Origin of the sequence: Schaalia cardiffensis (assembly GCF_016405145.1) — a bacterium.
Classification (GTDB): Bacteria; Actinomycetota; Actinomycetes; order Actinomycetales; family Actinomycetaceae; genus Pauljensenia; species Pauljensenia cardiffensis.
On sequence record NZ_JAEKIA010000001.1, the window covers coordinates 78,389 to 92,625 of the forward strand.

9 protein-coding genes are annotated in these 14,237 nt (G+C 61.1%); 1 reads left to right on the forward strand and 8 read right to left on the reverse strand.

Features of this window, described 5'->3' with window-relative positions; translation table 11 throughout:
- Positions 1 to 68: 68 nt before the first annotated feature.
- Positions 69 to 1,439: an MFS transporter gene (locus JFX23_RS00315; protein WP_198774911.1), complete on the forward strand. Its 1,371-nt coding sequence runs from the start codon at positions 69 to 71 to the stop codon at positions 1,437 to 1,439.
- A 452-nt stretch (positions 1,440 to 1,891) separates the two neighbouring features.
- On the opposite strand, the gene JFX23_RS00320 is transcribed toward JFX23_RS00315, so the two are convergent.
- The 8 genes from JFX23_RS00320 to secD form a co-directional block, all read right to left on the reverse strand.
- On the reverse strand, positions 1,892 to 4,186 hold the full coding sequence (locus tag JFX23_RS00320) for a DEAD/DEAH box helicase (protein WP_233050412.1): 2,295 nt from the start codon (positions 4,184 to 4,186) through the stop codon (positions 1,892 to 1,894).
- A 450-nt stretch (positions 4,187 to 4,636) separates the two neighbouring features.
- Positions 4,637 to 5,986: a histidine--tRNA ligase gene (gene hisS, locus JFX23_RS00325; RefSeq protein WP_198774913.1), complete on the reverse strand. Its 1,350-nt coding sequence runs from the start codon at positions 5,984 to 5,986 to the stop codon at positions 4,637 to 4,639.
- A gap of 72 nt (positions 5,987 to 6,058) precedes the next feature.
- The gene (locus tag JFX23_RS00330) at positions 6,059 to 6,775 is read right to left on the reverse strand and encodes an MBL fold metallo-hydrolase (RefSeq protein ID WP_198774914.1); all 717 of its coding nucleotides are present in this window, start codon (positions 6,773 to 6,775) and stop codon (positions 6,059 to 6,061) included.
- Positions 6,775 to 8,115 carry a DUF349 domain-containing protein gene (locus tag JFX23_RS00335; protein ID WP_198774915.1) on the reverse strand — a complete coding sequence of 447 codons (1,341 nt, stop codon included), beginning with the start codon at positions 8,113 to 8,115 and terminating at the stop codon, positions 6,775 to 6,777. The genes JFX23_RS00330 and JFX23_RS00335 overlap by 1 nt, the downstream gene beginning before the upstream one ends.
- Positions 8,116 to 8,283: 168 nt before the next feature.
- Complete coding sequence (locus JFX23_RS00340) at positions 8,284 to 10,590, reverse strand: RelA/SpoT family protein (protein WP_005963899.1); 2,307 nt, start codon at positions 10,588 to 10,590, stop codon at positions 8,284 to 8,286.
- Positions 10,591 to 10,636: 46 nt separating this feature from the next.
- Positions 10,637 to 11,182: an adenine phosphoribosyltransferase gene (locus JFX23_RS00345; RefSeq protein WP_005963901.1), complete on the reverse strand. Its 546-nt coding sequence runs from the start codon at positions 11,180 to 11,182 to the stop codon at positions 10,637 to 10,639.
- Positions 11,179 to 12,264 carry a protein translocase subunit SecF gene (secF, locus tag JFX23_RS00350; protein ID WP_005963904.1) on the reverse strand — a complete coding sequence of 362 codons (1,086 nt, stop codon included), beginning with the start codon at positions 12,262 to 12,264 and terminating at the stop codon, positions 11,179 to 11,181. The genes JFX23_RS00345 and secF overlap by 4 nt, the downstream gene beginning before the upstream one ends.
- Complete coding sequence (gene secD, locus JFX23_RS00355) at positions 12,261 to 14,228, reverse strand: protein translocase subunit SecD (protein ID WP_198774916.1); 1,968 nt, start codon at positions 14,226 to 14,228, stop codon at positions 12,261 to 12,263. Before secD ends, secF begins: the two co-directional genes overlap by 4 nt.
- Positions 14,229 to 14,237: the final 9 nt, after the last annotated feature.

Here is a 14,237-nt window from a genome sequence, read left to right on the forward strand (position 1 = left end):
AGGCGGCGGCCCCAGAAGTCTACGCCCGTCGATTGGCCGCAAGAGAGCCGACATGACACCATTCCTGAGTGACTGCTGTCCCATCCTCACGCACGCCTTGGACTCCCCTGGAGGTCTCCCTCCTCATCGGATCCGTCCTGCTCATCACCCTCGCAGCTTTCGAGGGGCTCGCAACGACGACAATCATGCCGAATGTCGTGCAAGATCTGGATGCGGAATCCTGGTTTTCTCTTGCCTCCGGGGCGACTCTGGCAGCGCAGATCGCGTCAACAGTTGTGGCCGGTGGCCTCGCCGATTCCAAAGGACCGAGGGCGGTCCTCGTCGCCGGCCTCGTGTTCTTCACCACGGGACTGCTCGTGTCCGCATTCTCACCGACGATCGCCCTTTTCACCCTAGGGCGCCTCATCCAGGGAATCGGGGGCGGCCTCGTCATCGTGCCCCTCTATGTCTTCATTGGCGCGATCGCAGACCCCTCGCATCGGCCCTTCTTCTTCGCCGCGTTCTCCCTGGCGTGGGTCTTTCCCGGCCTCGTCGGCCCCGCAATCGCCGGATGGGTGGCGGCGTCGATCGGTTGGCGCCCCGTCTTCTGGGCGGTGCCGATCCTCGCCGCTTTCGCGGTCATTCCGCTCATCTCGGCGCTGCGTAAGCTCCGCACACAACACCTCACCCCCGCACCATTGAAGCGACTGCTGTTCCTCGCACTGCTTGCGGGCACGGGCGTGCTTCTCCTTCAACTCTCCGGGGCTCTTGGCGGCACAGAGCTCATCCTCTTGTCATTGAGTGGGCTCTTTCTGAGTGCTTTATCCCTGCCCAAGCTCCTGCCCAAGGGAGCCCTCCGACTTCGCAGGGGCGTCCCCTCAGCAATCATGACGAGGCTTGCGGCAATGGGCGCGCAGGCGGGTGGGGCAGCGTTCTTGCCTTTAATCCTCCAAAGGGTCCATCACTGGGAAGCAGACTCCGCTGCCCTCGCGGTCACGATCGGTTCCATTTCCTGGGCGACCGGAGCGACCCTGCAGTCCCGTTTCCGTGATCCCGCGATCCGTATGCGCCTGCCCCTCATCGGCACGATCCTGCTCGCTGTCGGACTCACCCCGACTCTGCTCCTCGTCGCCCCGACGATGCCCGTGTGGCCCTCAATGCTCGGCTGGTTTCTTTGCGGCGCGGGAACCGGTCTGATGCATTCGACCCTGTCCGTCCTTGCCCTCGAGCTCACTCCATCTCGTGAACACGGGAAGGTCTCGAGCTGGCTCCAGGTCGCGGACTCGGCTGGAAGCGCCGTCGAACTTGCCCTCGCCTCCATTGCCCTGTCCGTGTGGGGATTCTTCGGTGTGACGGGTGCCGTGTCTTATCTTCCTGCCCCGGTCATCGCCTTGCTCGTCTCCGTATTCGCAATTGTCTCCGCCACGAGAATTGCGCCTGAACAGGCCGAGCAGCACTGATCCCGACCGGGCCCACTAGTTCGCTTTTTCACCTGCGGCTGTGCGGTATCTGCTCGGGCAGGCCGAAAGAAACACGATCACGAGCAAAACCCCCCCTTCGGGTTCGAAACAGAAAGTCGCAACCAATAGTTCGTCCTGCGTTCCTCCCTGGGAGTCTCCACCCACGACGTGAGAACACGTCTCGGCCCCCTCATCGAAAGCTCTGCGCAATGCGGAGATCTCCTCTGATTCCATGTGGAAGTCAGCCGCGAGACACTCACCAGCCCATCCCAGTGTGCAGTGAATCACATTAAGGGGGAACAATAGCACCCAGTTAAGGGGGACCAATAGCACCCAGAGGACTCCCCTAATCCACCTACTCAGCATGCTCGGCGGCACCGCTCAAAGCGCGATGCCGCCGAAAACTCTGGAAGTGAAGAAATGAAAGCTCCGAAATGCTGAGCTAGGGCCTCTCAGCGATCACGCGGGCCGAATTCCCGGCCGCCGCGCTTTTCACGGTCCTTTTTGCCGAAGCGACGCTGGGATGCACCCCGATCGAAACGCTCTCGTCGTTCCTCGTCACGGAACCGGGAAGAAGCGCGCTCTCCACGAATCCCACGTCGATTCTCAAAACGCTCCGCTTTCTGATCCGCATGCCTCTTGCGATCCTTCAGGCCGCGACGCCCATCATGGTCCCGGTCTCGATCTGAACCCGTGAAACCCTCACCTTTCTCATAGCGACGGGGATGCTCCCGCTTTGCGCGTTCGCGTTCCGAACGATCAAAGCGTCGAGCCTTATCGAAAGAGCGCTCCCTCTCGGCGCGGCCCTTCCCGGGGCCCTCATCCACGCGGATGCGCAGAGGACGGCCCTGGACGTAGCCCCTGCCGATCCGAGACAGCTGATCTTCACTGAGCTCACCGGAAATCTCAACGAGTGAGAAACTCGGAAAGATTTCAATATGCCCGATATCGCGGCCTTCCACGCCTCCTTCACCTGCGATCGCACCGACGATCGAACCAGGTTTAACGTGATCCTTCTTCCCGACCTCAACGCGGTAGCGGACAGCAGAGCCCAAGGATCTTGGCGCGCATCGTCGAGACGAATCCCGACCGGCCTTAAGAGGACGGTCCTTGTCCCGTCCTTCGAAGCTCGCACCCAGGAATTCACCACTCTCGTCGAGTTCGCCCTCGTCCTTCGAACGCTTCGGGCGAGAATCCTTCACGACGCGCGGCTTGGGGCCGCCATCGCCCACCGCGTTCGCCATGAGCGCGGCTGCGAGGTCGAGGATCGAGTTGTCCCCCTCTTCGCTCGCTTTTTCCAACAGCCCCTTGTACAACTCGAGGCGCCCCTTTTCGATGCGGGCGTTCAAGCCTTCAAGCAGACGGGTCGCACGGAACTCCGAAACCGCCGCCGGTGAGGGGATCTGCACTTCTTCCATGCGAGTGCCGGTCAGCTTCTCGATCCTGCGGAGTCGGCCGTGCTCGCGGGGCGTGAAGAATGTAAGGGAACGTCCCTCTCGTCCGGCGCGGCCCGTACGGCCAATGCGGTGAACATAGGCTTCCGGCTCGCGGGGAACATCGAAATTCACCACAAGAGAGATGCGTTCCACGTCAAGTCCGCGAGCGGCAACATCCGTCGCGACGAGGACGTCGAGGGTGCCCGCGCGCAGACGCTCAACCATGCGTTCTCTTTCGGTCTGCGCGACATCACCGGAAATGCCCGCCGCCCTAAAACCCCGGGCGGACATCTCCAAGGACACTTCCTCAACATCGACGCGGGTGCGGACGAAGACGATCGCAGCGTCGGCGTCTTCCTGTCCTTCAGCGATGTGTTGAGCGCGGGTCGCAAGAACACGGGTCAAGGCCCCGAGCTTGTGCTTGAAAGGCACGACCGCGTAAGTCTGGTGGATCGTATCGACCGTTGAAGACTCTTCAGAAACAGCGATCCTCACGGGGTTCTTCAGGTGAGTGTTCGCGATCCGTTCAATCACAGGAGGCATTGTCGCGGAGAAAAGCGCCGTCAAACGATCATCGGGGGCGGAGGCCGTGATTGTCTCCACGTCCTCGGCAAACCCCATGCGCAGCATCTCATCTGCCTCGTCGAGGACGAGCATACGGATCTGAGACAGATCAAGGGCGCCCTTCTCAATGAGGTCGATGATGCGACCGGGCGTGCCGACAACGACCTGGGCTCCACGCTTAAGGGCGGAGATTTGCGGGCCATAAGGTGAGCCGCCGTAGACGGGTACCACGTCCAGGCCCCGCGTCATCGAGGCGAAGTCGTCAATCGCCTGCGCGGACTGCATGGCGAGTTCTCTCGTCGGTGCGAGGACGAGGGCTTGTGCCTCGCGCTCTTGGGCGTCCACGATCGCGAGCATCGGCAAAGCGAAAGCTGCTGTTTTCCCTGTTCCGGTCTGGGCGATGCCCACCACGTCGTTGAGCTCGAGGAGCGCCGGGATCGCCTCAGCTTGAATCGGAGTGGGTGTCGTGAAGCCCATTCGGGTCACGGCATCAAGGATCTCCTCGGGCAGACCGAGATCGGCGAAAGCAACACCGGCCTCCTCATCTGCTGGAGTCTCTTCCTCTTCGGCGAGGGCGTCTTCCTCTTGAAGGTCATCGTCTTCGGCACAATCATCCTCGACGTGAACGTCGATTGGCTCGCAGTCGACAACAGGATCGTCCTGCACAGTCGTGGCTTCGGTGTTCTGGGTGGATTCCTCCGCCTCGAAGCTGGTGTCCGCGTGGAGATCTGAGGTGGAGTCGGTCATTTTCGCATCGTCAAAATCGGGCACAGTGGTCCTATCAGGATCGAAGGTCAATCGAGGCCGGCACACTGCCGGGCCGGGCCCTTGTGGGCCTTCGGCGCTGCCTCTCTCCCACAACACTCACCGCACGGGTGCCCATCACAACATGGAGGCGCGCCTTATCGCCCCTCAAGACTAATCGCCACTCACCTGAACACAGAACTGTGCCCCGGTGAGATCACTCACCGGGGCACGCGCGCCTCTTCAAGCTCGAACCGCTCAACCTGCCCTTGAAAAGTTCGGATCTTCGGGAAGACGAGTCATCCTTCTTCACGGCTTTGCGTCCATTTCAGCGCCAGCGGGCCGTTCCTCAGCGCTGCGGCCAATCTGCACAGCCGTGGGCGTGCTCCGAAGTCTTCAGCCTGCTTCGAGGTCTGCGCTCCGCTCTAAGGCCTTCACCCCACTGAAAAGACTTCAGTCGAGCGCAAGGACCCGGGGCCTCAAATCCTCCTGCGATGGCATCCACGTCGAAGAATCCGCGTCAACCTGGAGGCCTGAACGAATATCCTTCACCGTGTCCCCCTGAGCATCTGTGCCGGGGAACCACACGAAGGGGATTCCCCTCTTATCTGCGAACTTGATCTGCTTGCCGAACTTCGCGGCCGTCGGAGCGATATCCGCAGCAATCCCCCTGCTTCTCAGCGCAGCGGCGATGTCCTCCGAACGAGCACGATCCGCCTCATCATTCACGGCAACGAGCACAACGCTCGGCACTTTCCGAGTCGTCTTCACCATCGGCGCAGAAATCATCCGCGACACGAGCCTTGACACACCAATCGACAGACCCACACCCGGGTACGTGCGTTTGCCGTCCTTCGCAAGAGAATCGTAACGACCACCCGAGCAGATCGAGCCGAGGTCCTCATGCCCCTCAACGACGGACTCATACACGGACCCCGTGTAATAGTCGAGGCCCCGCGCGATCTTCAAATCCGCGAGGATCGCTCCGGGCATACGCCTGGCCGCCGATTCGAGGAGAGCACACAACTCTGAGACACCGTCGTCCAGGAGTTTTCCGGAAACACCAAGAGCGTCAATCTGGTTTCGGATCACCGCCGGATCAGCTGAACGGATCTGAGCCATCGCTAAAAGCGTCTCGGCCTGCTCGCCTGAAATACCCGATTCCGCCAGTTCTCGGGCCACGCCCTCGGGACCGATCTTGTCGATCTTGTCGAGGCCGCGCAACGCCGCCTCTACATCGTCAACCCCAAGGGACTCACACACCCCTTGGACGACCTTGCGATTGTTCACGAGGACCGTGACCTTCGGGATGGGAAGACCCGCGAGGGCTTGGGCCATGACGAGCGGAAGATCAATCTCGAAGTGGAAAGGCAGCGAACCCTCACCCACAACATCAATGTCCGCCTGAGTGAACTCGCGGAAACGCCCCTCTTGTGGGCGTTCTCCACGCCACACCTTCTGAATCTGGTAGCGCTTGAAGGGGAAATCCAGTTCATTCGCGTTCTCGACAACATAGCGCGCGAAAGGAACAGTGAGGTCGAAGTGGAGTCCCATGCGGCGCTCTTTCGAGGAACGACGCCCCGCTTCCGCTTCCTTCACCGCCTGGAGGCGGTCGAGGACGTAGACCTCCTTCGAGGTCTCCCCCTTTGCTTCGAGTTGTTCGAGAGTCTCTACCGCCCTCGTCTCGATCCCGGAAAAGCCGTGGAGTTCGAAAACCTCACGAATGTGGTCGAGAAGGAACTGTTCAATGATGCGGCCCTCGGGGAGCCATTCGGGGAAGCCGGAAAGAGACGTGCGTGCCATGGAAGCCATTGTTCCACGACACGCACGTCCACAAGAATCCGACCCCGAGAAGGGCCTTGTCACTCCCCCGGCTCAGCCGATCTGGCGTGCCCTTCGCAGATATGGGTTCGTTTCGATCTCACGGGCAAGAGAAGTGATCGGACCGTGCCCGGGGATGAGGAGCGTTTCCGGGTCGAGAGCATTCGACAGCGTCCTGAGTGAATGACGCATCTGATACTCATCCCCACCGGGAAGGTCCGTGCGTCCCACAGAACCGGCAAAAATCACATCACCGGCAAGAGCCCAGGGCGCAGGCACCTGCGAAGAGGCGATGACGCGCTCCTTGGCGAGCACCTCGAAATCGCAGTGGCCGATGAACACGGACGAGCCCTCCGTGTGTCCGGGCGCGGGGACCATCTTCATCCACAAGCCCTCAACCAGTTCGACCGAGCCCGCAGGGAAATCACGAAGATCACTCGGCTCACGCCAAGTGCACAGCTCCAAGGGGGCCGGCATGCCCACATGAGCGAGAGGATCTTCCATACGGTATCGATCCGGTCCAGGGATCCACACGGGAGCAGGTACTTCACCCGCCCACGATGCAATCTCGGCACAATCCCACACATGATCGGGATGCCCATGCGTCGCCAGGACCCCGGCCACCGAAGCGCCCTCAGCCTCAAGGACCGTGCGGATCTCTTTGCGGATGCCCGCAGAAGGATCCACGACGAGCGCACGATCCGAATCCTGCGCGACAATCACGACGCAGTTCGCCGCGAAGAATCGCGAGGTAATGACGTGGAGACGCATCACTGGATGGAGGAGTTGATCTGAGCGAGCCACGCGCGCTTCGTCTCGATGGCCTCCGACAAGGACTTCGCCTTCTTCTCGTCGCCACGTTCCTCAGCGGCCTTGAGTTCTGCTTCGAGAGAGGCGAGCTGGGATTCGAGTTGGCCGAGCATGCCCTGGGCGCGTGCACGAGTCTCCGGGTTCGAGCGACGCCATTCAGACTCTTCGGCGTCGCGGATCGCCGTTTCGACCGCGCGTAGGCGTCCCTCGATACGATGCAGGTCCGAAGAAGGAACGCGCCCCACCTCATCCCAACGATCCTGAATGGAGCGCAGCGCAGTCTTCGCAGCCTCAAGATTCTCAATCGGGAGGATCTTCTCAGCCTCGTCAGCGAGGGCCTCCTTCGCGAGGAGATTTTCCCGGTACTCCAAGTCCGTAGCCTCATCCTTCGCGCGGCGAGCATCGAAGAAGACCTGTTGAGCGGCGCGGAAGCGCGCCCACAAAGCGTCGTCTTCCTTGCGGGAGGCGCGCGGCGCGGCCTTCCAACGGTTCATCAGCTCCCGGTAGGCTCCTGAAGTCGCGCCCCAATCAGTTGAAGTCTGGAGGGCCTCGGCCTCGGCGATGAGGGCCTCCTTGATGCGCTTCGCCTCAGACTGGGCCTGGTCGAGGGCGGAGAAGTACTGGCGACGATGACGATCGAACTGGGTGCGAGCAGCTGAGAAACGCTTCCACAGTTCGTCCTCGGTCGATTTGTCGAGGCGCGGGCCCTTGCGCTGCAGGTTCTTCCATTCTTCGAGTAGATCACGCAGCTCTTGGCCCGAGCGCTTCCAATGAGTGTGCTCAGGATCCTGGGCGACGATCTCTTCGGCCCGCTCAACGACCTTCGTTCGTGCTGCGAGGGCCTCTTCGCGGGCGGCGGCGCGTTCAGCTCGGGCCTGTTCCTTGCGTTCAACGGCTCGAAGCGCGACCGCTTCGACGCGGGCACGCAGAGCCGCAAGATCGCCGAGGGCCTGCGGAGCTTCAACAGCCTGTTTGATGGTCTCCAGTGTCGAGTCGATGTCCTTCGGAGACAGTGTCGCCAAACGGTCCTCGAAAAGCTTCACCGTCGCCTCAAGATCGGCGAAACGACGCTCATAAAGGGCGAAAGGCTCTGCGGGAACGCCCTCCGGATAGGCACCGATCACGCGTTCGTTCTCACCCTCACGGACGTAGACCGTTCCGGCCTCGTCAATCCGACCGAACTCGTGGGTCCGGGGTTCGCTGGGAGCCGCTTGGGGAGCGTCGACTCCGAGAGTGGGGGCGGCGGGCTCAGTGGACTCGGGAAGCGAAGCGGTGGTCTGCTCGTTCGGCGTCGTGGTCACAATGTTCCTTCAGGGGTTTGGGGTGCTCAGCACCCGTGCATGGATGAGGCTCCACGCTGTGTAGCGCTCGGCGCGCCAATGTGGCGCACTTCTCCTAGTCTACGGCCCACGGGCCCGAGTATTGAACCCCGTTTTCTCCTTCGAGACTTCTTCAGGGCGTTCAGCGCGTCACACGCCGTTCTCGCCGGTCAAACGAACAGCCTCAAAAACACTATCGACTCGCCGAAGCGCAGCGAGCACAGCATTCAAATGCCCCATATCCGCCATTTCGAAAGAGAAGCGCGCAACTGACACCTGATCGGCGGAGGTGTTCATCGAGGCCGAGACAAGATTGACCCGATAGTCGCTCATGACCTTCGTCAGATCGGAAAGCAAACCTGCACGGTCCAGAGCACGCACCTGGATCCGCACCCTGAAGACCTGGCCGCTCACGCCCTCGGCCCACTTCACATCAACGAAACGTTCAGGCTGAAGCTCTTTGAGACGCACGGCGTTATGGCACGAGGCGAGGTGAACAGAAACCCCCTGCCCACGCGTAATAAATCCGACAACCTCATCGCCTGGAACCGGGGTGCAGCATTTCGCGAGCTTCACCCAGATGTCTTTCGCATCCATTCCCGCGACACTAATCCCCGAATCGCTTCCGATCTGCGGGTTCGGACGCGTCAGCCCCGGGGTGATGCCCTCCGACAGGGTCTCTTCAGTGCCGTCTCCCCCGCCCAGGTTCTCCACGAGCTTCGAGACGACGTTCTGCGGCGATACCTGGTTCTCACCGACAGCCGCATACAGCGCAGAAACATCCGGGTAACCCAAAGAATTCGCCACCGACAGGATCGACTCATGGTTCATGAGTCGCTGCAGGGGAAGGTTCTGCTTGCGCATCGCCCTCGCAAGCGCTTCCTTCCCGTCCTCGGTCGCCTCCTCACGCCGTTCCTTCGAGAACCACGACTTGATCTTCGAGCGCGCCCGAGGCGAAGCCACGAAAGCCAGCCAATCGCGTGAAGGGCCGGCCTTATCCGACTTAGAGGTCACGACCTCCACCGTCTCCCCGGACTCGAGACGCGTATCGAGGGAGACGAGGCGACCATTGACCTTCGCACCAACTGTGCGGTGGCCGACCTCGGTATGAACCGCATAGGCGAAGTCAACGGGGGTCGAACGTGCAGGAAGGACCACGACCTCGCCCTTCGGCGTGAAGATGTAGACCTCATCGCCGGCGATCTCATAACGCAAAGAGTCGAGGAACTCCTCAGGGTCGCCGGTCTCCCTTTCCATCTCGACGAGGGCGCGCAGCCAATTCGCCTGCTCATCGGAAGTCATCCGATCCCCGTCCGCACCTGTCGCATTCGGGTTCTGCTTGTACTTCCAGTGCGCGGCAACACCATGCTCGGCGCGCTCATGCATTTCGAAAGTCCGGATCTGAATCTCCACCGGTTTGCCGCCCGGGCCCACGACCGTCGTATGCAAGGACTGGTAGAGATTGAACTTCGGCATCGCGATGTAGTCCTTGAAGCGGCCAGGAATTGGGTTCCAATGGCCGTGCAGAGCACCCAGGACCGCGTAGCAGTCCTTCACGGACTCCACAAGAACCCTCACCGCGACAAGGTCGAAGATCTCGTCGAAAGCTTTCCCCCTGACGATCATCTTCTGGTAGATCGAATAGTGGTTCTTCGGTCGTCCGCTCACCGTTCCCTTCGTTCCCGAGCGGCGCAAATCCTCTTCAATCTGAGAGATGACATCGCGCAGGTAGACGTCGCGCTGCGGGGCGCGCTCGGCGACCAGGCGGTCGATCTCAGCGTAAATCTCCGGATACAGAGTTTTGAAGGAGAGCTCTTCGAGTTCCCACTTCACCATGTTCATTCCGAGGCGATGTGCGAGTGGAGAATAGATCTCGAGGGTCTCTCGGGCTTTCGCCTGTGCAGATTTGGCGGGCACGAAACGCCAGGTCCTCGCATTGTGGAGGCGGTCGGCGAGTTTGATGAGGAGAACTCGAATGTCGCGGCTCATTGCGACGAGCATCTTGCGCAGGGTCTCCGACTGAGCGGCGGAGCCGTATCGGATCTTGTCGAGCTTCGTCACCCCGTCAACGAGTTGCGCGATGGCATCGCCATACTCCGCGCGAAGCTGATCGAGTGTGTAATCCGTATCCTCCACCGTGTCGTGCAGGAGGGCGGCAACCAGGGTGGGGGTCGTCATCCCCATTTCCGCGAGGATCGTTGCGACCGCAACGGGATGGGTGATGTAAGGTTCACCCGATTTGCGCACTTGAGTGCGATGTTGTTTCTCCGCCGTGCGATACGCGCGTTCGATGACAGAAACATCAGCCTTCGGGTGGTTCGCCCTCAAGGCCCTGACCAGGGGATCGATCTCAGGAATTGTCTGGCGCGAGCGCGCCCCGAACCACACGAGGCCGGATCTCACAAGAGATCCGGCCACGGGCGGCTTTGAAGCTGGGGCCGAGTTCTGGTCTGTCATGACCACATCATACTCAGTTGTGATCTGCCATATGCCCCGGACGAGTTCAGACGAGGAGCGCCGATTCCACCGAAACTCCCTTGTCCGCAAGGACTTTCCGACCCGAGAAAGCCTCGAGTTCAAGGAGGACCGCAACCGTAGCGACCTCAGCTCCGCATTGACGCAGCAGATCCACTGAGGCTCCGGCCGTGCCTCCAGTCGCGAGAACATCATCAACGATGAGGACCCTGGCCCCCGGAGTCACCGATTCGGGGCGGATCTCCATGCGTGCGCTCCCGTACTCCAAAGCGTAGTCAACACCGATCACGTGGCCCGGGAGCTTGCCCGCTTTGCGGATCGTCAACATGCCGATCCCCAATTCGGTGGCCAGCGGAGCACCGAGGATGAAACCGCGGGATTCAAGTCCGGCAACGGCGTCGATCTTGCCCGCGTAGCGCTCCCCCAGGACCTGCATGAGTTCCCTAAAGGCGGTGCCGTTCGCAATCAAGGGGGTGATGTCGCGAAACAGGACTCCCGGCTCGGGAAAGTCCGGGATCAGTCCGAGGTTCGCTGAGACCAGTTCGCCGACGTGGTCGCCGAGTTCACCGCTCATCGTTGAGTCTTCTTCCTCTTGGGTTGGTGTGCATTCGAGAGACGACGTCCCGCAACGACGGGCGCGACCTTCACAGGGGCGGGAGTCCCCTGAGAGGAATCAGCTGCGCGGGCCTGACGGTCCTTCGCCACGATCCCATCATGCTCACGCGTCTTCTTCATCCGCTCCTGCAGCATAACGAGCAAGGGTGAGGCGATGAAGATCGAAGAGTACGTCCCCGCGATCATGCCGACAAAAAGCGCCAGGGAAATGTCCGTGAGGGTGCCTGTGCCTAAGAGCAGCGAACCGATGATGAGGATCGCGCCGACGGGCAAGAGGGCAACCACCGAGGTGTTGATCGAACGCACCATCGTCTGATTCACCGCAAGGTTCACGAACTCCGCGAAGGTGAAGCGCTTCTGGTCATACACGTCACGCGTAAGCTCACGGACCTTATCGAAGACCACGACAGTGTCGTAGAGCGAGTATCCGAGGATTGTGAGGAAACCAATCACCGTCGCCGGGGAGACCTCCACCTGGGTAATGACGAAAACGGCGAAGGTCACCGCGATGTCGTGCACGAGCGCGAGGAGCGCTGCGGCGGCCATCGTCCACGAGCGGAAGTACACGGTCATGAGCACGGCGATCAGGGCCATGAAGATGACAAGTGATTGAAGGGCCTTCGTCGTCACCGACTTACCCCAGGAGGGGCCGATTGTCGAGGACTGCACATCGGAGGCGTCCACTCCGTAGGCGGAAACAAGGGCGTCTCGGACTTGGGCGGTCTGATCCGAATCGAGAGATTCGGTTTGGATGCGGACCCCGTTTGTGCCGACCCGCGTGACCTTCGCGTTCGGCACGAGGCCGGTTCCCGTCACGATGTCAGAAGCCTTCGCCTCAGACTGGTCGGAGACATTCGTGACATCGAATTGTGCGCCGCCGGTGAACTCGATCGAACGATTGAATCCGATCGCGGCTGCGAGCATGAGCCCCACGACGATGACTGCGGCCGCCAGGGAGACGAAAACCTTGCGCTTCGGAACGACAGCGTAGGACTTGTCACCGGAGTAGAGGGCGTTGCCCCACTGGGCGAAGGACATCATCGCTTATCCCCTTGCGTGTCGGTGGTGGAAACTCCGCCTTTAGCTTTCAAGGCCTCCTGACGAGCCAGTCGCTCTTGGCGGCGACGGGCCGCAATGGACGTGCCCGCCTCGCTGCCCTTGGGTGAAGCAGAGGAAGAGTCTGAGGAGTCGAGGGAGCCTCGCGACACCACCCGGCCCCGCCCCGCGTACACGAGGCCGCTCTTCGCGCCCAGGTGCTCAGGGTCAAGACCTGAAAGAGGATGTCCTTCACCGAAGAAACGGGTTGCGATGAGAAGCTCCATCATCGGATGGGTGAACATGAAAATCACGAAAAGGTCGATGACGGTCGTCACGCCAAGGGTGAAGGCGAAACCTTGAACGCCACCGACGGCGAGCAGGTAGAGAACAACAGCGGCGACAATGTTCACCATGTCGGAAACGACGATCGTGCGTTTGGCGCGATCCCAGCCCTCGTCGACCGCTGCTTGGAGGGGGCGTCCGTCACGGACCTCGTCCCTGACTCGTTCGAAGTAGACGATGAAGGAGTCCGCCGTCACGCCGACCGCCATGATGAGGCCCGCGACGCCCGCGAGGGAAAGCCGGTATCCGATACCGCCCGAGAGCAAGGTGATGACGAGGTAGGTTGCGACCGCGGCAACGACAAGCGAACCACCCGAGATGATCGCCAGACCACGGTACTGCCAGATCAGGTAGACGATGACGAGGAGGAGGCCGATCAACCCGGCAAGGAGGCCCTTCTCGAGATGATCAGAACCGAGGGTCGCGGAAATGCGCTGCTCGGACTGGACCTCGAAGTTCAAGGGCAGCGACCCAAAGCTCAGCTGGTTGGCGAGGGCGGACGCCGACTTCGCGGTGAAGCTTCCTGAGATCTGTGCTCGACCATCAGAAATGATCGCATTCATGGAAGGAGCTGTGATGACGGTGCCGTCGAGCACGACCGCGAAGTGATTGCGGTCGGGGGTGTTCATCAGGGATTTACCTTGAGGATCCTGATCGTGGAAGGAATACAGGATCTTCGACGACTCGGCGAAAGCTTGAGTGCCCTCGGAGTCGAATTGGAGGTCCACGCCCCACTGTCCGGTCGTCTGACCAGTGGAGTTCGTGATCTGCCCTGCCGAGGCGGTGTCGAGATTCGCACCTGCGACCGTCACCGGGCCAAGAATGTACTTGATTGAGCCGTTCTCATCGCAGGCCGCGAAAGGCTTATCGGCCGGGCCCTCCTGGTTGGAGGCCTGAGCCGTGCAGTCCAGGGTGAAAAAGTCGAAGAGCGCCTGTTCGGTCACCCACGCCAGCGAGGAGGCGTTCTCCGGTTCAGATTCGGGAGTGTCGGAAAGGACGCCATCTTGATTGCGGTCGGCAAGAGTCATTGCGCTCGCCTCGTCGAGGGCGGTGGAGATCATCTCATCAGATTGACCCGAATCTGCGGACTGGCCGGATTGGGCGGACTGAGCCGAATCCTGTGCAGAGGGATCGGACTGGCTAGCCTCGTCACCTGATTGTGCCTCCGGCTGAGCGCCATTGCCCGAAGCATTCGCCTCAGCCTGCTTGAGAGCAGCCGCACTCGTCTGGGCGACTCCCATCTGGAGGACCGGTCGGAAGTTCATCTGCGAAGAGGAGCGGATCAGGTCCAAGGTCTCCTGTGAGGGAGTTCCCGGGATCGAAACAACGATGTTCTCCGAACCCATCGAGGTGATCTCGGATTCGGATACGCCAGAAGCGTCGATCCTATTGCGGATGATCGAGATCGCCTGATTGAGGTCCTCTTCGGTGATCGCCCGCTCATCAGCCTGAGTGGAGGTCGGCCTCAGAATAAGCTGGGTGCCACCTTGAAGGTCGAGCGCGAGTGAGGGGACCAGTGGTGTCCCCTTGGTTGTGTTGCCGATAACGAGCGCCGCCACTGCCGCGAGCATCGCGACGATCAGTGTGACGAGCGAGCGCACGGGTCGGCGCTTACGAGTTGACACGGTTGTTCT